The sequence below is a fragment of the Heyndrickxia sp. FSL W8-0496 genome (genome assembly GCF_038007825.1).
Lineage (GTDB): Bacteria > Bacillota > Bacilli > Bacillales > Bacillaceae_C > Heyndrickxia > Heyndrickxia oleronia.
Genome location: NZ_JBBOXX010000001.1, coordinates 329,243 through 347,084, shown reverse-complemented (window position 1 = coordinate 347,084; position 17,842 = coordinate 329,243). Strand labels below are relative to the sequence as shown.

Below are 17,842 nucleotides of genomic sequence, written 5' to 3'. Positions count from 1 at the left end.
ATGAATGTTTCAATTAAAAAGCTTAAGATTTCAGATATTCCCTAAGAGATATGGTTTTTTCCCATATATGTTTCTTGTATATTTAGCTCTTCCTGTCTTTTATATAGCTGGCGAAACCGGTTTAAGGAGAGTCATTGGATTTATTCTTCTAGGTATATTTGTATTCTCCTATCGTCAGCTATACTTTTCGGTTTCTAATGTTGTTGCTTTTTCCTACTGTTTAGCCATACAAATGGCAATTGTATTTTTGTTTAGTATGTTTTATGATCCGAACCTATTATTCATGGGGTTCTTTCCAGCTAATTTTATCGGATGGTATTTTGATAAAAAGAAATTTAAGATTGCCCTTATTAGTTTTATCTTAATGGAGTTAATACCAGCTTTCTATCATGGTCTATTCTTTTCAACGAATACTCTCTACATTTTACCGTTTTTAGTGATTATGATCTTATCTCCATTTGGCATTCGTTCCATGAATAAGCGGATGGAGCTTGAAAAGCAGCTAGATCAAGCAAATGAAAAGATTAAAGAGTTGGTTAAACGGGAGGAACGGACACGTATTGCCCGTGATCTACATGATACACTCGGGCATACCCTATCCCTTATTACATTAAAGAGTCAGCTGGTAGAAAAATTGACTAAAATCGATCCAGAAAGAGCACAAATAGAAGCAAAGGAAATAGAAAAAACATCAAGATCTGCTCTTAAACAAGTACGTGAGCTTGTAACTAGCATGCGCGCCATTACGATTGCGGAGGAACTCATTCAAGTTCAAGAAATATTACAAGCGGCAGGAATAGCCTACCATCATGAAGGTTTAACTGACTTATCTAACATCCCTCCATTGACACAAAATATCATTAGCATGTGTTTAAAGGAAGCTGTAACAAATGTTGTCAAACATAGTAAAGCAAAGAACTGTTCAATTACAATCCAATCTACTACAGATAGCCTTCGCTTTATCGTTAAAGATGATGGAATTGGATTAAACAATAAAAATGAAAATGGGAATGGCTTAAAAGGCATGGAGGAACGACTTTCTCTTATTGATGGCATTCTACTACTCTCACATCAAAAAGGAACGAGCCTAGAATTACAGATACCTATTATCAAAAAATTAGAGAAGGAAGGTGCTGTCGTTTGATACGAATCTTTATCGCAGAAGATCAACGGATGCTGCTCGGAGCACTCGGATCATTACTAAATCTTGAGGAAGATATGGAGGTTATTGGTCAAGCTACAAATGGCGAAGAAGCACTTTCCTCTATTTTAAAGTTGGATCCAGATATCTGTCTGATGGATATTGAAATGCCCGTAAAAAGTGGTTTGGATGTGGCAGAAGCTCTAAAAAAAATAAACAATCCAACTAAAATCATCATATTAACGACCTTTGCTCGACCTGGTTATTTTGAACGTGCGATTAAAATTGGTATTGATGGTTATTTACTTAAAGATAGTTCCATTGAGGATCTATCCGATGCCATTCGCCAGGTGATTTCAGGGAAACGGATGTATAGTCAAGAATTGATGTTTGATCTCATTAGAGAAGAAAATCCTTTAACACCTCGTGAACAAGAAATTTTAAAATTAGCAGCCGAAGGAAAAACAACAAAGGAAATTATGGCCGCTCTTTTCTTGTCCTCAGGAACAGTACGTAACTATATTTCTGAAATCATTCAAAAATTAGAAGCAAAAAATAGAATGGAAGCCATTACTATCGCTCAAAACAAGGGTTGGATCTAACATGAAAGAAACATTTACCTCTTATTATGCATATTCTATTATAGGTGCCTAAACCAGTATCACTTGGGAATCTTTTTGAACAAATGCATTTGGAGGTGGAGTGAATGCTTTGGCTCATTGCCGCCATAATTATGGTCGTATCAATTGCTTGGATTTTGGATTATCGAGACCAGAAACAAAAGAGAAAGAAGAGCAGGATAAATAAAATAGATAAAGGTCCTACTTTAAAAATGGGAGATCATCGATATACAAATGATCGGTGAATAAAGGAAAGTGGGCTATACCACGAATAATAGCCCACCTTTCCACCTATAGCTGTTTGATTGCCACATTAATTGGTGTTTCACCTGCTACTACATCAAATGAACGTCTTAATGTATTCTTTTCATTAAGACAAGCGATGATCAGTTCAGCAACATCCTCTCGAGAAATAGCTCCTCTCTGTAGGTTTTCTGCAATTGAGACCTTCCCTGTACCTGGATCATTTAACAATCCACCAGGACGAATAATTGTGTAATCTAAATCACTGGAAACTAATACCCGATCAGCATAGTGCTTTGCTACATAATATGGTTTAATTGATTCATTCCAATTTTCACGGTGATGTGCTTGTAGAGCACTGACAATAATAAAACGTTTAATTCCTACCTTTTCTGCAGCTTCCATTGTTTTCACTGCTCCATCCAAATCTATCAGTAAGGTCTTGTCGGCACCCGTTTTCCCCCCAGAGCCTGCCGTAAAGACGATTGCATCACAGCCTTTTATGGCATCTGCTATTGTCTCAACCTTATCTTCAAGATTCGCGATTACTGTCTCAATTCCCTCATTCTTTAATTGGAGAGACTGCGCTTCATTTCTTACCATTGCCTTTGGCGTATGTTCTTCATTCTTCTTGAGCTTTTGAATAAGGTGTCGACCAATTTGTCCATTTGCTCCGACAACAAATACTTTCATTTACTTTAGCTCCCTTCATTGAAATAATCAATTTCTTTTATTATTTCAGAAGAGAAATCAGTTTACAAATCAACCCAATTATTTAATCGCTATATATATATCTACCACTGCTTGGTCGGGATCAACGCATCTCTCATCATACAGTTCAAAATCACCTGTATATGTGCGTTCTACACCAGAAGTTTCGAACCATTTCCAAATATCTATCCACGCCATCGGAACAATTTCAGTGATTTTCCCCTGATTAGTTGTAAATACTGCATAATTCGATGCCGGTATCGTTTTGATCACGAAATCATTTGAAGATTGATTTGGCTCTTCCACCTCTGTTCCAATAGAGAAATCATATTCGCTTGAAACATCACTTTCATAGTTAGAATAGAGGGCAATTGTATGCTGTGGGTTAACTTGATTCGGTATTTGCGCTGCAATTTGTCCTGTATAATATTTTTCCCACATAGATGGGATCACACCTTCAGGAGTAGCTTCTATTGCATTCATTGTTCTTGTATTTATTCCCATGAAGGTAAAACCATCTTTTAAGACTATTTTAGGTTCGGAAATTGGATGACATTTCCTCCAACGTTTTAAATATGGTATCGATTTTTGCAATATAGTAAGTGCCTCATCCTCTTTTATCCCTTCCTCTACCATAAATGGGATGCAAAATTGGATCATTTCCTCCATCGTCATATTTGGTTGCTTAAACTCCCCATTTTCATAACAATACAAGCAAAATTCCTTATTCTTTTCCCCTGTCAATTCGGTTCCAAAAATAGAGCTCTCCTTCATAGGCATCCCACAGCTTTGACAAAATACTTGATTCATTATTAACAACCTCCTTTTTTTCCTAGTATATCGACCCTAACTTGACATCTTTATGTCATGTTTCAATAATTATCATCCAAGTATTTATCTATCATGTTTTTTAGCAGCTCTTTTAGTTTTTTCCTTACATGTAAGGGCTCAAGTACTTCAATGCGATCCGAAAAGCTAAGTAAAAAACTGTACATCCCTTCATCCTCAGGCATTTCTGTATGGACAAGGAGTCTCCCATTTTCATCCTTTATCACATTTTCAATCCCAAACATCTCTTCCATAATGGATTGGTGTTTAGCTTGAAAGGTTATTGTAAGCAGTGTCACGTTTTTGGGATTGTACCAAGCTTTATCCCAAGGAGATTGATCAACTTGCACTTCCTTTCTATTAAATGTCTTGTCACTTATTACCAAATCTTTCATTCTCGGAATCTTAAATAACCTAAATTCTCTTCTATGTAAACAAAAACCGTATAAATACCAAGATTGGCCTTTCAAAACAATCGTATGTGGTTCTACATCCCGATAAGATTTCTCTCCTAAATTATTTGAATAGAAAAATTGTATACATAAAGAACCTTCGATTGCCCGTTTTAAGCTTGTGATTTTTCCCTTTAACAATGTATTTCCACCCCAAGGACTAAAATCTACAAAAAAAGTTTCTGGCGGCTGTTGGGAATCAGACAATCCTTTAATTTTTTCCAATATGGTTGATGCATGTTCATCTTGATAGGAGGTAGAAATACTTTTTAATGCAGTGGAAATAGCAGATAATTCATCTCTTGTTAAAACATTTTTATCCATTCTAAAACCATCAATTAATCCAATGCCACCATTTTGCCCTTGATAGGTCACTATTGGGATCCCCGCTTGATTAAGTGTCTCAATATCACGATAGATGGTTCGTACCGACACTTCAAACATGTCTGCTAGCTCTTGTGCCTGCACTCTCCGTTGGTTGATCAAAACCATTGTAATCGCTAAGAGCCTATCTAATTTCATGACCATTTTCCTTCCTTCTACAAAATCATTTGTTATTACACTTTTCTTTGTAAATATGAGTTTTCCTTCTAAGCAACGTCTTTTTCGTTAAAACTAAATTGTTTTTTAAAGTGGACATTTTATTGAAAGTCATTATACTAAAAAAACCGATCTCAGCTATGGCCAAAATCGGTTTTTATCCTGCTATTTTCGATGCATTTTAAATTCTAAGAACAGTTCATTATAGTGAGCAAGCATTCGTTTTCCAAGATTTTCATATACCTCAAGACCTTCCGCTTTATCTAAATCTGGATAGAAGCGCTTGTCTTCAGATATTTCCTTCGGTAAATAATCCAATGCCTTTTCATTTGGCGTCGAGTAACCAATGTACTCAGCATTTGCTGCTGCATTTTTTGGATCAAGCATAAAGTTAATAAACTTATGCGCCCCATCAATATTCTTAGCAGTTTTAGGAATGACCATATTATCAAACCAAAGATTAGAGCCTTCCTTTGGAACAACATAGTCTAAATCCTCATTCTCTTCTACAATACCTGCTGCTTCTCCAGACCATACTACACCAATGGCTGCTTCATTGTTGGCTAAAAATAGTTTAATTTCATCCCCAACAATAGCTTTTACATTTGGTGTTAATAAGTCTAGCTTACGTTTCGCTTCTTGAAGATGTGCCTCATTTGTATCATTTAAGGAATAATGAAGACTATTTAATCCCATTCCAATAACTTCTCGTGCACCATCTGTTAGTAGTATTTGATTTTTTAATCCTTTATCCCATAAATCATTCCAGCTAGAAATGTTTTTTCCATTAAGAAGCTCTTTATTATATACAATTCCCACCGTTCCCCAAAAATAAGGAATTGAATATTTATTCCCTTCATCAAAAGGTAAATCTAAAAAGCGAGGATTAATATATTTCAGGTTCGGTAGCTTTGAATGATCCATTGGCAAGAGCAGATTTTCTTTCTTCATTTTATCAATCGCATATTCTGAAGGCACAGCGACATCAAATGTGGTTCCACCTTGCTGAATTTTCGTCATCATCGCCTCATTCGAATCGAAGGTTTGATAAATGACTTTAATTCCTGTTTCTTTCTCAAATTTCTTTATCAATTTCGGTTCAATATAATCTCCCCAGTTATAAACCGTTAATGTATTCCCACCGGCTAGTCCTTGAGAAGAATTTATTCGATTGATAAAAAATAGAATCGCAAAAGACACGATAAAAATCATAATAAACACTCGTACAAGTTGCTTCATTTTTTAACCCCCATTCCACTTGGGCGGTTATTACGCTGATTAATGTAGTAATATCCAATCACGAGAATGATTGTGAACAAGAAGATCAAGGTTGATAATGCATTAATAGATAAAGAAATACCTTGTCTTGCCCTTGAATAAATTTCAACAGATAATGTTGAAAATCCATTTCCCGTTACAAAGAAAGTAACCGCAAAATCATCTAGTGAATAGGTTAATGCCATAAAAAACCCAGCAAAAATCCCTGGTGTAATAAATGGCAGCACAACCTTTGTCAGCACATTCCATCGGCTTGCACCTAAGTCTCGTGCAGCATCAAGTAGTGTCGGGCTCATTTCCTGAAGCTTCGGCAATACCATCAATACAACAATAGGTACACAGAAAGCAATATGTGAAAGTAAGACAGAAAAGAAGCCTAGCTTAATACCAATAATCGTAAACAAAATTAGAAAAGATGCACCAATAATGACATCTGGACTAACGATTAGTACGTTATTCAGTGTTAATAATGTATTTTTTGATCTTCTTTTTCTCACAAAATAAATAGCCAATGCACCAACAACACCCAGAATGGTAGACAATGCTGCTGAAAGAAGAGCAATGACAACTGTATTTAACACAATGATTAATAACCTTGTATCATGAAATACCTCTTTATACCATTCCAATGTAAAACCTTCAAAGTCATGCATGGATCCCCCACTATTAAACGAGTAATACATTAAATAGAAGATTGGGGCATACAAAATAATAAAAATGATGACTAGATAAAGATTAGCTATTTTTCCTTTTTTTCTCATGTTATACCCCTTTCTTTCTATTTCCTGTAACAAGCATGAATAATGCCATCGCTATAATTAAAAAGACGGCAATTGTTGATCCCATTCCCCAATCCTGTGTAACGAGGAAATGCTGTTCAATCGCTGTACCAAGCGTTATCACACGGTTTCCTGCAATTAATCGTGTAATCATAAACAGAGACAATGCAGGGATGAATACAACCTGACAGCCAGATTTTACTCCATCTATCGTTAATGGGAAAATCACGCGACGAAACGTTGTCCAAGGAGAAGCTCCTAAATCCTTCGAAGCATCTAAAAGGGTTGGATTCAGTTCTTCTAACGAGTTGAAAATCGGTAAAATCATAAAAGGTATAAAAATATAAACCGCTACAAATAGGAAACTAAAATCGGTGAATAATATTTGTTTTGTTCCAATGCCTACCCATTCTAAAAATGTATTGGCTGTACCATATGTTCCAAAAATCCCAATAAATGCATAGGCTTTTAACAGTAAATTAATCCACGTAGGCAAAATAATCAGCAATAGCCATAGATGCTTATGCTTCGTTTTTGTTAGTAAATATGCAGTCGGATAGGAAATAATTAATGTAATAGCTGTAATTAAAAACGCATACCAAAATGAACTAAGAGTCATTTTTAAATAGACTGGTGTAAAAAACTTGCGATAGTTTTCGAATGAAAAATCTCCTTCAATATTAAAGAAGGAATAATACAAGATTAGAAGAATAGGAGCGACGACAAATAGAATAATCCAAAGAACATACGGAATAAGATATATATTGCGTGATTTAGTTTGCATGATCGCCCTCATTATATGATTCTAATCGCTTATCAAATTCTTCCTCTGTCTCACCAAATCTCATGACATGAATCGCCTCTGGGTCAAAATAAAGTCCTATTTCATCGCCTACTATAGCTTTTTTAGTTGAATGAACAAGCCACTCATTTCCCGCTTCATCATAACAACAAATTTCATAATGAACACCACGGAATAATTGGGAATCGACGCGGACCTTTAGCTTACCTTGATCCTTTTTCGTAATTTCCAAATCCTCTGGTCGAATAACAATTTCTACAGATTCATTAGGATCAAAACCTTGGTCGACACACTCAAATTGTTTGCCAACAAACTCTACTTCAAAGTCCTGAATCATTTTTCCTGGTACAATATTCGATTCACCAATAAAGTCAGCGACAAAGCGATTAATTGGTTCATCATAAATATCTGTTGGTGTTCCACTCTGTTGAATTTTCCCTTTGTTTAAAACAAATATCTCATCAGACATTGCTAAAGCTTCTTCCTGATCATGAGTAACAAAGATGAATGTAATTCCGAGACGACGTTGTAGCTCACGAAGTTCGTACTGCATTTCAGTACGCAGCTTTAAATCTAGTGCCGATAACGGTTCATCAAGGAGGATCACTTCAGGCTCATTGACAATAGCTCGAGCAATTGCAACACGCTGGCGTTGTCCACCTGACATTTCTCTAATTTCGCGAGTTTCATAGCCTTCCAAATTGACAAAACGCAAAGCCTCTTTCACTTTTTGTTGAACTTCGGTATTTTTCATCTTTTTAATACGTAAGCCAAAGGCTACGTTCTCAAACACATTCAGATGTGGGAAAAGGGCATAGTCTTGAAAAACAGTATTTACTTGACGATTATTTGCGGGAACATGATTAATCACTTTCCCATTAAAATAGATATTCCCATGGCTCGGCTCTGTAAACCCAGCAATCAAGCGTAGAATAGTTGTTTTTCCACACCCAGATGGACCTAATAGTGTATAAAACTTGCCTCGTTCAATTTCAAAGCTAACACTATTTAGAACGGCAGGGTCATCATCGTATTGCTTTGTTACCTCTTCAAAGCGGATAATTGTGTTTTCAGTCATAGTGGGCTCCCCCCTTAAAAATTATAAATAAGACTCTGTTGCTACGAGAAGTAATTTGGAGATACCTGGGGAATCATTGATGATTTGATGTTTCTCGGAAGCATGATAATAGATCACTTCTCCTGTTTTTGCGGAGTATACTCGTCTACCTAACCGAATCATGATTTGTCCACTTAATACATAAGCAAATGTTTCTGATAAAGATGGTTCAAATTCTTTAAATTCCCCTTTTTCTTCTAGGGTTAAAATAATTGGCTCCATTTCCTTTTCATTTGACTCTGGAACAAGCCACTGAATTTGATAGCCTCTTTCCTCATCTATATAATCGGTTTGATCCTGTTCTCCATAGACTACTTTCTGTTCTAATTCTTGTTCATCAAAGAAATCCTTTGGTGCGCAACCCAAAACTTCAAGAATATCAAAAAATGTTTCGATAGATGGGGAACTTAAGTCACGTTCAATCTGAGATATATAACCTTTACTTAAATCTGTACGCTCACCAAGTTCCTCTTGGGTTAATCCTTTTTTTAATCGTAAATTTTTAATCTTTTTTCCGATTTGCATTGTAATAACCCTCATTCATGTTTAGCATTAGTAAACTACAAATGAATAAAGTTCACTTATATTAAACTTAAAGTTTACTTTCCTAGACCATTATACATAATCAAACAAAAAATTCAATCCAAACCTTTCATATTTTATTAAATAAATAGGAAAAAAGTTGGTTTCCTTTTTATGGGGGGTCAGACCCCCTATTAAAATACATTGCCATTAGTGACTTTCTTGTTTCGAAGCTTCCCTTTTGGGGTCTGACCCCACCATGAGATTTACTAAAAATTCCGTCTTATCTTTCCTTTTGAAAAAGCGATTGCATAAATCCTAGTTGAATGCTATGTTTTTACTGATTACAGTATTTTGGGGAGGACATCATGAACAAGAGAAATCCTTTTAAGCACTTATTTATGTTTGTTTTAGTTTTGGCACTGGTTGTTGTAACTGCTGCCTGTGGTAATGGAGATTCCACAAAGGAAAAGAAGGAAAATTCAAGCTGGGATAAAATTAAGAAGGAAGGAAAGATTACTGTTGCTACTTCTGGAACACTTTATCCAACATCCTTCCACGAATCCAAAACAGATAAATTAACTGGATTTGAAGTAGAAGTCGTGCGAGAAATGGCTAAAAGAATGGATTTAAAAGTAGATTTTAAAGAAATGGCTTTTGATGGGATGCTAACTTCTTTAAACAGTGGAAAGGTCGATATCGCGGCCAATGATATAAATAAAACAAATGATCCAAGTAGAAATAAGAAATTCGCTTTCTCCACTCCTTACAAATTTTCTTATGCAACAGCAATTGTACGAAAAGATGATTTATCCGGAATTAAAACGGTCGATGATATAAAAGGAAAAAAAGCGGCTGGTGAAGCAACAACAAACTATATGAAAATAGCAAAAAAATTTGGTGCAGAAGAAGTAGTCTATGATAATGCAACCAATGAACAATACTTAAGAGATGTTTCAGCAGGAAGAACAGATATCATTATTAATGATTATTATTTACAAAAGCTAGCAATTGCTGCTTTTCCAGATCTAAATATTACCATTCATCCTGATCTCCAGTTCGAAACTGGTGAAAAAGGGACAAGTATTGTCATGAAAAAAGCAGACAGTAAAGAATTAAAGAAACATATTGATCAAACCATTCAAGAAATGCTAGATGATGGAACGATTTCAAAGCTATCCAAACAATTCTTTGATGGAGCAGATGTAACAAAACAACCTGAGGTTGAGCTTAAGTAATTACATCTAGAAAGGAAGAGGAATATGGCGAACATTCAATGGGAATATATATTTGATATTAAATTAGCCATTGAATCCTTTCCTTATGTTATGCAAGGTATTGGCTATACCATACTCATTTCTTTAGTAAGTATGCTATTGGGTTTAATCCTTGGCTTTTTTATTGCACTAGGTCGAATGTCAAACAAGTGGCTCTTCCGAATTCCCGCAAGATTATATATTTCATTTATGCGTGGGGTTCCAATTCTTGTTTTTTTATTTATTCTCTACTTTGGCTTACCTATGATCGGTATTGAATTTACAGCCGTAACAGCAGCTATCATCGGTTTTAGTCTAAACAGTGCAGCATATATGGCGGAAATTAATCGCTCTGCAATTGCCTCTGTAGATAAAGGACAATGGGAAGCAGCTTCCTCACTTGGCTTTACTTACTGGCAAACAATGCGGAAAATTATTCTTCCGCAGGCAGTGAAATTAGCTCTTCCCCCCTTGTCAAATGTGTATCTTGATTTAATCAAGGGAACATCATTAGCGGCAATGATTACCGTACCTGAGCTTTTTCAAAAAGCCAAGATTGTTGGTGGACGTGAATACGATTATATGACCATGTATATTGTAGCTGCATTAATCTATTGGGGAATCTGTTCAATCATCTCGATTCTTCAAAACTATCTTGAAAAGCGTTATGAAGGAAAGAATCTTTAATAGGTAGGCTCTTTTCTCAAACAAAGTTGCTATGTAAGTAAAGCTTTAACTAGTAAATATCGGCTTAGAATCGCTAACCATTCATTTTACTGAGAAAAAAGCTACAATCTCTATACGAACCACTGGAACCTTTCTTGGGTGTAAAAGCTGGTAATTGGGCTTTTACAAAAGCAACAAGCTTTACGAAAATAGCCAACATGTAAAAGGGTGCCATCACTTGTTGTGAAACGCACCCTTTACTATATTTCTATAATATTTCATGAATCCATTTTTCTAAATTCTTCTTTTTCATTTCCCCTTCTTCCATTCTCACAACTTTTCCCTCTCTATTAACAAAAAAGCTGGCTGGAAGATTATAAACATTATACATATTGTTTACCTTTGAATCCTTATCCTGCATGACCGGGAAGGTTAATCCATATTGTTTAATAAATTTATTTACGATAAATTTCGCTTCTTTCTGATCAATCGAAACAACTTCAAATCCTTGTTTATGGTATTTTTCATATGCCTTCTGAATAAGGGGCATTTCCCGTTTACATGGTTCACACCATGTACCCCAAAAATTAATTAGAACCGCTTTCCCTTCTAAATCCTTTAATCGGAATGTCTCACCATCTAGTGTCTCAAGCTTAAAATTGGGGGCCTTATCCCCAATTGCCACCTTTTTATCTTTATGAAGATTTTGGTATAAGGTAAATCCAACCACCCCAAGTAAGACGACTAAAATAATGGTCCGAGTGATCAGCCTTTTCTTTTTATTACTCATAAAGTCACCTCTAAAAAACATGTATATACTATTATCTTATAAGATAACAAGGTGAATAGGTAAAAAATTTGTGTTTGTATTGTTACAATTTTAATTGTATCATCTTCCGTTTTCCAACTTGCAATATCATTCCATCTACTATTGATACTTCGGTAAAAATATCATTAATCTTTTCAGAATTCATTTTCACCCCGCCATTTTCAATCATTTTCCGCGCCTCACCTTTGGATGGGAGTAATTCTAATGTCACTAGAAGTTCGATAATACCTATTCGTTTCTCTCCATCCCATTTACGCTCGGGTATATCTGTTGGAATGGCACCTTTTTGAAAAATGGTTTTAAAGTTTTCTTCCGCATGATCAGCTGCCTCTGCCCCATGATACATGTTTACAATGGTTTTACCTAATAACATTTTTGCATCGCGTGGATGAAGCTTGCCTAACTTTAACTCATTTTTTATTTTCAACTTATCTTCAAGTGATAAATCCGTCACAAGATCAAAGTATTTCCCCATTAATTCATCAGAGAGCGACATCGTTTTTCCAAACATTTCAGTTGGCTTTTCATCGATACCAATGTAATTATGTTTTGACTTCGACATTTTTTCTACTCCATCCAATCCTTCAAGTAATGGCATAAGGATAACAATTTGCTTTTCCAAGCCATAATGTTCCTGAAGATGGCGCCCCATTAGTACATTGAAATGTTGATCATTTCCACCTAATTCAATATCACTTTCAAGAACGACCGAATCATATCCCTGCATTAACGGATAGAAAAATTCATGCAATGAGATTGGTTTTCCAGTTGCGTAACGCTCCGAAAAGTCATTCCTTTCAAGTAATCTTGCAACCGTCATACTACTAGCTAAATGAATAATCTTTTCCAGATTTAGTTCAGATAACCACGATGAGTTATAATTCAGCTCAGCTTTCTCCATATCAAGAACTTTTCCAAATTGCTCAAAATATGTTTTAGCATTATGTTTCACTTCTTCATCAGTTAACTGCTTTCTTGCCGTTGATTTACCAGTCGGATCACCAATTTTCCCAGTAAAATCACCAATAATAAGCTGAATGATGTGACCATTATCTTGAAATTGCTTGAGTTTATTAAGGACAACAGTGTGTCCTAGATGAACATCTGGTGCAGAAGGATCTAACCCCAGTTTTACCTTCAACGGAGTATTTAATATAATGGATTTTGCAATTTTATTCTTTAACTCAAGGGCAGGAATGACTTCTTGTGCCCCATTTACATAAATAGCAAACTGCCTTTCCATCTCTTCTAATTGTTTACTTGTTAGCCGTTTAATAAACTGTTCCATTTTATGAACCTCCTATTTTATAAAAATAAAAAAGACAGCCACACCCCTTATAAAAAGGGACGTGGCTGTCTTACACGCGGTACCACCCTCATTGAAGAATATGCTCTTCCGCTCAAACGTATAACGGTACGTCCGTTCTTTGCTACTTCATTGTTCACAAAGAAAGCTCGAGGAGGTAATTCGCCCTTATCTTTGTTCCGATTTCCACCAACCATCGGCTCTCTATTACAGGGAGATAAGACACTACTGAATCCTGTCATAACTTTTTAAATATTTCTCCTATCATATCGAAAACAAAAAATAAATACAATATTAAATTTTTTAAAACATGATTGATGCAAATAGATTATACATTCGTTATTTCTTGTATGTGGTTTTTAAGATGGTCAATTCCAAAGCGATTAATGAATTTAAAGAAGGGCTCTCTCTTTTTTCCTTGTTCAGCATACATGTCGACCAACTTCTCCACCACCACATAGAGCTGTTCAGGGATTAACTGCTCCATAAATAGAGTACCTATTTGTGCATCCTTTCCTTTTGCTTTTCCACCAATATATAAATCATATCCATCCTTTATTTTCATTATGCCAATATCATTAACTAGTGGCTCGCCACATCCAATCGGACAACCTGTATATGCTGGTTTTAACGTAAAGGGAACAGGTTTTCCAGCAATTCGTTCATTTATTTCGATAGCAACCGGCATTCCTTCTCTCTCTGCACCTTTACAAAAATTACAGGTTCTCAAGCTTTTCACAAAGTTCCCTACTGGATAACAGGATAAACCAACTTCCTTAAATCTATTTTTTACTACCTCCACTTTGTCCTCTGGTACCTCAATATAAAGCTGTTGAAATGTTGTCAGCTCTAGCTCGTCGCCATCATTCAAATACTCTGTAATTACAGTTAATTGCCTAGCATTTAATTTGGCACCAAAAGAAATGCCACCATTAACAGCCAGCTTTATTTTCGTTTCTTTCTCATCCATACCACCTTCACATCCTATTCTTAGTTAAGTCATTTCTCATTTGTATAGGGCTCACCAATAACTGGACTATCTGATCACTTGATTGATTCTGCAGGACATCTTTTATAGGCGTCTTATATTTCCTAATAAGGGAGATAGGGAAATCCAATAAATACTATACCGCCGAACGGTATAATTAATGCTAAAATAAAAATACTCCATTCTCCTTTTGCTTAATTACAATCTACTTCTATACTTAGCCCCCTCAACAACCATTTTACTATACCCTTGTAAGGTATGTAAATACAAAAATAAATAATTGAGCAACTCTCAACTTAATTTCTCCGTTAGGTCTTCTTATATTTGAAACCTTTGTCGACATACTTCATATACAATTGCTGCGATTAGGGATATCATTTTAAAGCATTTATAAATTCTTGCATGTACTTCTCCTCTCAAATTTATTTTATACCTTACCTCCGTATATTGAAATAAAGAATCAAACAGACAACTTCCATCTAATTGTCTGTTTGATTAATAATTAACGATGAAAGAGTGCAGCTTTATATGGTTCATCATTTGAAATATCTCCTATTGCTTCACCCTTTTCACTTCATAAAAATCATAAAAATCCAGCATATCGTCTTTTTTGTCTCGAATCACCAAGTTTGCTATGATAATTTCAACTACACATAAAATGAATACAATCAATATACCTATCAACATATTTTATCATCTCTCCTTCTTCCTCTTTTAAGAAGGCTCTTTTCGTATAGGTTGTTGCTTTTATAAAATCTTTAACTAAATAACAACAATGTTTGAAAAAAGCCTCTATGAAAAAGGTAATGGATGAAACGCGTTTCAGGTCAAGGCTGAGTTTGATTTTTATAGAGAGGATTTTTTTATGGCAAATATTCGTGAAATTGCAAAGCTTGCTGGGGTGTCAGTAACAACAGTATCTAGGGTTATTAATAACCATCCTTATGTTAGCGAGAATAAAAGAAAAGCTGTTCTAAAAGCTATGGAGACATTAAATTATAAAAGAAATATTCACGCAATCCATTTAGCTAAAGGTAGGTCTAACATGATTGGGATCGTACTTCCAAACATCGATCATCCATATTTTAGTCAATTTGTTGAAGGTGTTGCAGAAGAAGCAATCAAACATCACTTGCAAATAGTTTTATTCCAGACAAACTATGAAATTGCAAAAGAGCTCGATGCCCTTGAATCACTACGAGGTAACTTGATTGATGGATTGATCTTTTGCTCACGTGCCATCTCCCTTGATATTCTTCATCAATATAATGACTATGGATCAATTGTTCTTTGTGAGGATTCAGATCAATCCATATACCCTTCCATCAGTATTCCACATGAACAAGCCTTTCAGTTTGGATTAGAATACTTATTAGAAAAAGGACATACTAAAATTGCTTATACATTAGGAAGAAGAGAAGGACCAAATAGTTTTAAAAGAATGCAAGCTTATGAAAAAATGATGAAAAGAATAAATCAAAATATACGTAAAGAATGGATTTTTGATAAATGTCTATCCATTACAGATGGAAGTGAGGTTATGTCGAAATTTAAAGCATTAAAAGAAAAACCAACTGCCTTTTTGGCAACTAATGATCAAGTTGCTGCCGGGCTTTTATTAGGAGCAAAAAAATTGGGCTATATTGTTCCTAAAGATATAGCTATTTTAAGCTTTGATAATCAACCGATTGCGGAATTAATGGATATTTCGTCTATTAGTATCCCTATTAAAAAAATTGGTGCATTATCTGTCAGCACTTTATTAGATACGAACAATCAAAGTAGTAAAAAAATGATACTACCATTTAAATTGTATGAACGATCAACTGTCTAACTTTATCCTTTACAGGTTTCGAGGAATTTCTCAGGAAATAATTCTTTATTCGACTAATTTTTTGCTAGATTGTCTATATATTCTCTGATTTCTCTCTTATTCTTTAATGTAATAATTGTTTTTCCTAAATCCTGATATTCTTTAAAGCGTTCATTCATTTTAACCTTACGTGGGTGATAGGTAGTTACAATAAACTTGATAAATTGCCAATCAAGTTTCTCCTTACACCCTTTTCCCATGTCCGGTCGAGTTCTGCCTATATTCTTTAGCCATCTCTTCGTTACACGGTATAAGCAAACTATTAGAGGAAGCTCAAGGTAAATAATTGTATCTGCAGGGGCGATGCGAATATCAAAGGAACCTGTATAATTACCTTCAATAATCCATTGGGACTGTTTGACAATGTTCTCCTGTTGGCCACGAAATTCCTCTTCGCTTGCCTGAACCCAACCAGCCTTCCAAAAATACGCATCCAAATGAAACACATCTATATGTAAAATGTCTCCTAACTGTCTAGCAAAGGTAGATTTTCCTACACCCGCAGAAACTCCAATAATCATGATTCGTTGCATACTACCCAACTCACTCCTTCCCTAATATCAACTTATTTAAAATTTGTTTAATTCAGAGAATAAACATAATATCAGAAGTTCTAATATTTATCTAGTATTGAAAGTCTGTTTTTGATAGTTTTTTGCTTTTGTAAAAACCCAACTGCTCGCTTTTACAATCAATAAAGGATTCAGTAATTTGGTAGAGAAATGAAAGGTGTAGTAGTCTTCAGCCGATAGTTATCAGTTTAAAACTTTTACTTAATAGCAGCAATGTTTGAGAAAAGATCCTTTAGAAAAAACTAGAAAAAAGAGATAAAATAGAAAGAGATATTTTACCCAAAGGAGTTTATGTCATGTACATATCTACAGTTGAAATTCAGCTATCATATGCTGACACAGATATGATGGGAGTTATTTATCACGGCAATTATGTAAAATGGATTGAGCTCGGCAGGACTAAATTAATCGAAGATGTAGGATATAATTATCTGGATATGGAGCAAGCGGGCTACTACGCACCAGTATATAATTTAGAAATCACCTATAAAAAATCAATCAAATATGGAGACAGAGTCTTTGTAAAAACATGGGTTGAGGAAAACAAAAATTTACGTACCATTTACGGATTTACTATTGTGAATCAGGAAGATGAAGTATGTGCTGAAGGAACGACGACACATATTGTTGTACGAAAAGAGGACTTTAAACCCGTTCAATTTAAAAAGATATTTCCAGAATGGTTTCAGAAGTATGAGGAAATTAAGAAGCAATAGTTCTTCACAACTAAAGGGGCTGTCACATTAACAGCCCCCTCTTCTTTATCGTAAATATGCTTGAAGCATCCAGATATGCTGTTCTAATGAAGTTTGAATATCAGTAAACATATCCGCTGTTGGATGATCGTTTGCCTCTTCAGCTAATTCAATTAATTCCTTAGAACCCTTAACAAGACTTTCATAATCACGAACAAGATCACTGACCATGTCCTTTGCTTGCAATTCATTACCTGCTTCATTCAATGTTGTAAGCTCTAGATATCCCCTTAATGTTGCGACAGGTTTACCTCCAATAGCTAATATTCTTTCCGCGATTTCATCTATATTTCCTTGTGCTTCCGTATAAAATTCTTCAAATTTAGCATGTAATGTAAAGAAATCTGGTCCTGTTACAAACCAATGATAATTCTGTAATTTTGTATTGATCACATTCCAATTTGCCAGCTGTATATTTAATTTATTCATTAATTGATTTTCCATTTAAATCACTCCTTATGTATTGTTCTTACATTTATTATAATAACATTAATTATAATTATTATCAACTAATAATTATTATAATTTAATTAGTATTATTATTTATTTTCAATTGTAATTTAT

Annotated in this window: 21 protein-coding genes and 1 other annotated feature; of the genes, 7 read left to right on the top strand and 14 right to left on the bottom strand. The window is 34.9% G+C overall.

The genetic code is table 11. The annotated features are described in order from the left end of the window. The first annotated feature begins 4 nt into the window (after positions 1 to 4). The 3 genes from NST63_RS02000 to NST63_RS01990 all read left to right on the top strand — a co-directional run bounded on the left by NST63_RS02000 (position 5) and on the right by NST63_RS01990 (position 2,006). Positions 5 to 1,144 carry a sensor histidine kinase gene (locus tag NST63_RS02000; RefSeq protein WP_212946100.1) on the top strand — a complete coding sequence of 380 codons (1,140 nt, stop codon included), beginning with the start codon at positions 5 to 7 and terminating at the stop codon, positions 1,142 to 1,144. After that, positions 1,141 to 1,743, top strand: coding sequence for a response regulator transcription factor (locus NST63_RS01995; RefSeq protein WP_071977334.1), 603 nt, complete (start codon positions 1,141 to 1,143; stop codon positions 1,741 to 1,743). Before NST63_RS02000 ends, NST63_RS01995 begins: the two co-directional genes overlap by 4 nt. A gap of 104 nt (positions 1,744 to 1,847) precedes the next feature. Continuing rightward, positions 1,848 to 2,006 (top strand): hypothetical protein, encoded by a 159-nt coding sequence (locus NST63_RS01990; protein ID WP_212946099.1) that lies wholly within the window; start codon positions 1,848 to 1,850, stop codon positions 2,004 to 2,006. 46 nt (positions 2,007 to 2,052) lie between these two features. Here NST63_RS01990 and NST63_RS01985 read toward each other — a convergent pair whose 3' ends face one another. The 8 genes from NST63_RS01985 to NST63_RS01950 form a co-directional block, all read right to left on the bottom strand. Continuing rightward, complete coding sequence (locus tag NST63_RS01985) at positions 2,053 to 2,697, bottom strand: SDR family oxidoreductase (protein ID WP_212946098.1); 645 nt, start codon at positions 2,695 to 2,697, stop codon at positions 2,053 to 2,055. Positions 2,698 to 2,775: 78 nt separating this feature from the next. Beyond that, positions 2,776 to 3,525 (bottom strand): zinc ribbon domain-containing protein, encoded by a 750-nt coding sequence (locus NST63_RS01980; protein WP_341041148.1) that lies wholly within the window; start codon positions 3,523 to 3,525, stop codon positions 2,776 to 2,778. A 62-nt stretch (positions 3,526 to 3,587) separates the two neighbouring features. Then, positions 3,588 to 4,523 (bottom strand): helix-turn-helix transcriptional regulator, encoded by a 936-nt coding sequence (locus NST63_RS01975; RefSeq protein ID WP_341041147.1) that lies wholly within the window; start codon positions 4,521 to 4,523, stop codon positions 3,588 to 3,590. A 177-nt stretch (positions 4,524 to 4,700) separates the two neighbouring features. After that, positions 4,701 to 5,774, bottom strand: a complete 1,074-nt coding sequence (locus NST63_RS01970; RefSeq protein WP_212946095.1) for an ABC transporter substrate-binding protein — start codon at positions 5,772 to 5,774, stop codon at positions 4,701 to 4,703. Beyond that, positions 5,771 to 6,574: an ABC transporter permease gene (locus NST63_RS01965; protein WP_058004191.1), complete on the bottom strand. Its 804-nt coding sequence runs from the start codon at positions 6,572 to 6,574 to the stop codon at positions 5,771 to 5,773. The genes NST63_RS01970 and NST63_RS01965 overlap by 4 nt, the downstream gene beginning before the upstream one ends. Before the next feature lies 1 nt (position 6,575). Further along, complete coding sequence (locus NST63_RS01960) at positions 6,576 to 7,376, bottom strand: ABC transporter permease (protein WP_058004192.1); 801 nt, start codon at positions 7,374 to 7,376, stop codon at positions 6,576 to 6,578. Then, positions 7,366 to 8,472, bottom strand: a complete 1,107-nt coding sequence (locus NST63_RS01955) for an ABC transporter ATP-binding protein (RefSeq protein ID WP_212946094.1) — start codon at positions 8,470 to 8,472, stop codon at positions 7,366 to 7,368. The genes NST63_RS01960 and NST63_RS01955 overlap by 11 nt, the downstream gene beginning before the upstream one ends. Before the next feature lie 21 nt (positions 8,473 to 8,493). Next, the gene (locus NST63_RS01950; protein WP_058004194.1) at positions 8,494 to 9,036 is read right to left on the bottom strand and encodes a helix-turn-helix domain-containing protein; all 543 of its coding nucleotides are present in this window, start codon (positions 9,034 to 9,036) and stop codon (positions 8,494 to 8,496) included. A gap of 365 nt (positions 9,037 to 9,401) precedes the next feature. Here NST63_RS01950 and NST63_RS01945 point away from each other — a divergent pair, with 365 nt between their 5' ends. Both NST63_RS01945 and NST63_RS01940 read left to right on the top strand, forming a co-directional pair. Then, positions 9,402 to 10,271 carry a transporter substrate-binding domain-containing protein gene (locus tag NST63_RS01945; protein ID WP_341041146.1) on the top strand — a complete coding sequence of 290 codons (870 nt, stop codon included), beginning with the start codon at positions 9,402 to 9,404 and terminating at the stop codon, positions 10,269 to 10,271. 24 nt (positions 10,272 to 10,295) lie between these two features. Continuing rightward, positions 10,296 to 10,976 (top strand): amino acid ABC transporter permease, encoded by a 681-nt coding sequence (locus NST63_RS01940; protein ID WP_341041145.1) that lies wholly within the window; start codon positions 10,296 to 10,298, stop codon positions 10,974 to 10,976. 247 nt (positions 10,977 to 11,223) lie between these two features. Here NST63_RS01940 and resA read toward each other — a convergent pair whose 3' ends face one another. From resA to NST63_RS01920, 4 genes are all read right to left on the bottom strand, one after another. Next, complete coding sequence (gene resA, locus NST63_RS01935; protein ID WP_180212821.1) at positions 11,224 to 11,745, bottom strand: thiol-disulfide oxidoreductase ResA; 522 nt, start codon at positions 11,743 to 11,745, stop codon at positions 11,224 to 11,226. An 82-nt stretch (positions 11,746 to 11,827) separates the two neighbouring features. Beyond that, on the bottom strand, positions 11,828 to 13,072 hold the full coding sequence (gene tyrS / locus NST63_RS01930; protein ID WP_341041143.1) for a tyrosine--tRNA ligase: 1,245 nt from the start codon (positions 13,070 to 13,072) through the stop codon (positions 11,828 to 11,830). A gap of 52 nt (positions 13,073 to 13,124) precedes the next feature. Next, positions 13,125 to 13,341 (bottom strand) — a binding site (T-box leader). Between the two features lie 77 nt (positions 13,342 to 13,418). Further along, positions 13,419 to 14,060 carry a nitrite reductase gene (locus NST63_RS01925; protein WP_212946090.1) on the bottom strand — a complete coding sequence of 214 codons (642 nt, stop codon included), beginning with the start codon at positions 14,058 to 14,060 and terminating at the stop codon, positions 13,419 to 13,421. Between the two features lie 570 nt (positions 14,061 to 14,630). Next, a complete protein-coding gene (locus tag NST63_RS01920; RefSeq protein WP_341041142.1) occupies positions 14,631 to 14,765 on the bottom strand; it encodes a hypothetical protein in 135 nt (44 codons plus the stop codon). Positions 14,766 to 14,943: 178 nt separating this feature from the next. Between NST63_RS01920 and NST63_RS01915 the strand changes: the two genes are divergently transcribed. Further along, on the top strand, positions 14,944 to 15,912 hold the full coding sequence (locus NST63_RS01915) for a LacI family DNA-binding transcriptional regulator (protein WP_212946089.1): 969 nt from the start codon (positions 14,944 to 14,946) through the stop codon (positions 15,910 to 15,912). A gap of 53 nt (positions 15,913 to 15,965) precedes the next feature. Here the strand turns inward: NST63_RS01915 and NST63_RS01910 are convergent, their stop codons facing one another. After that, complete coding sequence (locus NST63_RS01910; RefSeq protein ID WP_212946088.1) at positions 15,966 to 16,484, bottom strand: topology modulation protein; 519 nt, start codon at positions 16,482 to 16,484, stop codon at positions 15,966 to 15,968. A 335-nt stretch (positions 16,485 to 16,819) separates the two neighbouring features. Between NST63_RS01910 and NST63_RS01905 the strand changes: the two genes are divergently transcribed. Further along, complete coding sequence (locus NST63_RS01905) at positions 16,820 to 17,239, top strand: acyl-CoA thioesterase (RefSeq protein WP_058004203.1); 420 nt, start codon at positions 16,820 to 16,822, stop codon at positions 17,237 to 17,239. A 45-nt stretch (positions 17,240 to 17,284) separates the two neighbouring features. Here NST63_RS01905 and NST63_RS01900 read toward each other — a convergent pair whose 3' ends face one another. Beyond that, entirely contained in the window at positions 17,285 to 17,722 is a 438-nt protein-coding gene (locus NST63_RS01900; protein ID WP_058004204.1) for a Dps family protein, read from the bottom strand. Between the last annotated feature and the right edge of the window lie 120 nt (positions 17,723 to 17,842).

Coding starts and splice junctions, on each gene's coding strand:
- NST63_RS02000 (WP_212946100.1), top strand. CDS start 5: ATGTTTCAATTAAAAAGCTTAAGATTTCAGATATTCCCTAAGAGATAT.
- NST63_RS01990 (WP_212946099.1), top strand. CDS start 1,848: ATGCTTTGGCTCATTGCCGCCATAATTATGGTCGTATCAATTGCTTGG.
- NST63_RS01985 (WP_212946098.1), bottom strand. CDS start 2,697: ATGAAAGTATTTGTTGTCGGAGCAAATGGACAAATTGGTCGACACCTT.
- NST63_RS01980 (WP_341041148.1), bottom strand. CDS start 3,525: ATGAATCAAGTATTTTGTCAAAGCTGTGGGATGCCTATGAAGGAGAGC.
- NST63_RS01975 (WP_341041147.1), bottom strand. CDS start 4,523: ATGGTCATGAAATTAGATAGGCTCTTAGCGATTACAATGGTTTTGATC.
- NST63_RS01970 (WP_212946095.1), bottom strand. CDS start 5,774: ATGAAGCAACTTGTACGAGTGTTTATTATGATTTTTATCGTGTCTTTT.
- NST63_RS01965 (WP_058004191.1), bottom strand. CDS start 6,574: ATGAGAAAAAAAGGAAAAATAGCTAATCTTTATCTAGTCATCATTTTT.
- NST63_RS01960 (WP_058004192.1), bottom strand. CDS start 7,376: ATGCAAACTAAATCACGCAATATATATCTTATTCCGTATGTTCTTTGG.
- NST63_RS01955 (WP_212946094.1), bottom strand. CDS start 8,472: ATGACTGAAAACACAATTATCCGCTTTGAAGAGGTAACAAAGCAATAC.
- NST63_RS01950 (WP_058004194.1), bottom strand. CDS start 9,036: ATGCAAATCGGAAAAAAGATTAAAAATTTACGATTAAAAAAAGGATTA.
- NST63_RS01945 (WP_341041146.1), top strand. CDS start 9,402: ATGAACAAGAGAAATCCTTTTAAGCACTTATTTATGTTTGTTTTAGTT.
- NST63_RS01940 (WP_341041145.1), top strand. CDS start 10,296: ATGGCGAACATTCAATGGGAATATATATTTGATATTAAATTAGCCATT.
- resA (WP_180212821.1), bottom strand. CDS start 11,745: ATGAGTAATAAAAAGAAAAGGCTGATCACTCGGACCATTATTTTAGTC.
- tyrS (WP_341041143.1), bottom strand. CDS start 13,072: ATGGAACAGTTTATTAAACGGCTAACAAGTAAACAATTAGAAGAGATG.
- NST63_RS01925 (WP_212946090.1), bottom strand. CDS start 14,060: ATGGATGAGAAAGAAACGAAAATAAAGCTGGCTGTTAATGGTGGCATT.
- NST63_RS01920 (WP_341041142.1), bottom strand. CDS start 14,765: ATGTTGATAGGTATATTGATTGTATTCATTTTATGTGTAGTTGAAATT.
- NST63_RS01915 (WP_212946089.1), top strand. CDS start 14,944: ATGGCAAATATTCGTGAAATTGCAAAGCTTGCTGGGGTGTCAGTAACA.
- NST63_RS01910 (WP_212946088.1), bottom strand. CDS start 16,484: ATGCAACGAATCATGATTATTGGAGTTTCTGCGGGTGTAGGAAAATCT.
- NST63_RS01905 (WP_058004203.1), top strand. CDS start 16,820: ATGTACATATCTACAGTTGAAATTCAGCTATCATATGCTGACACAGAT.
- NST63_RS01900 (WP_058004204.1), bottom strand. CDS start 17,722: ATGGAAAATCAATTAATGAATAAATTAAATATACAGCTGGCAAATTGG.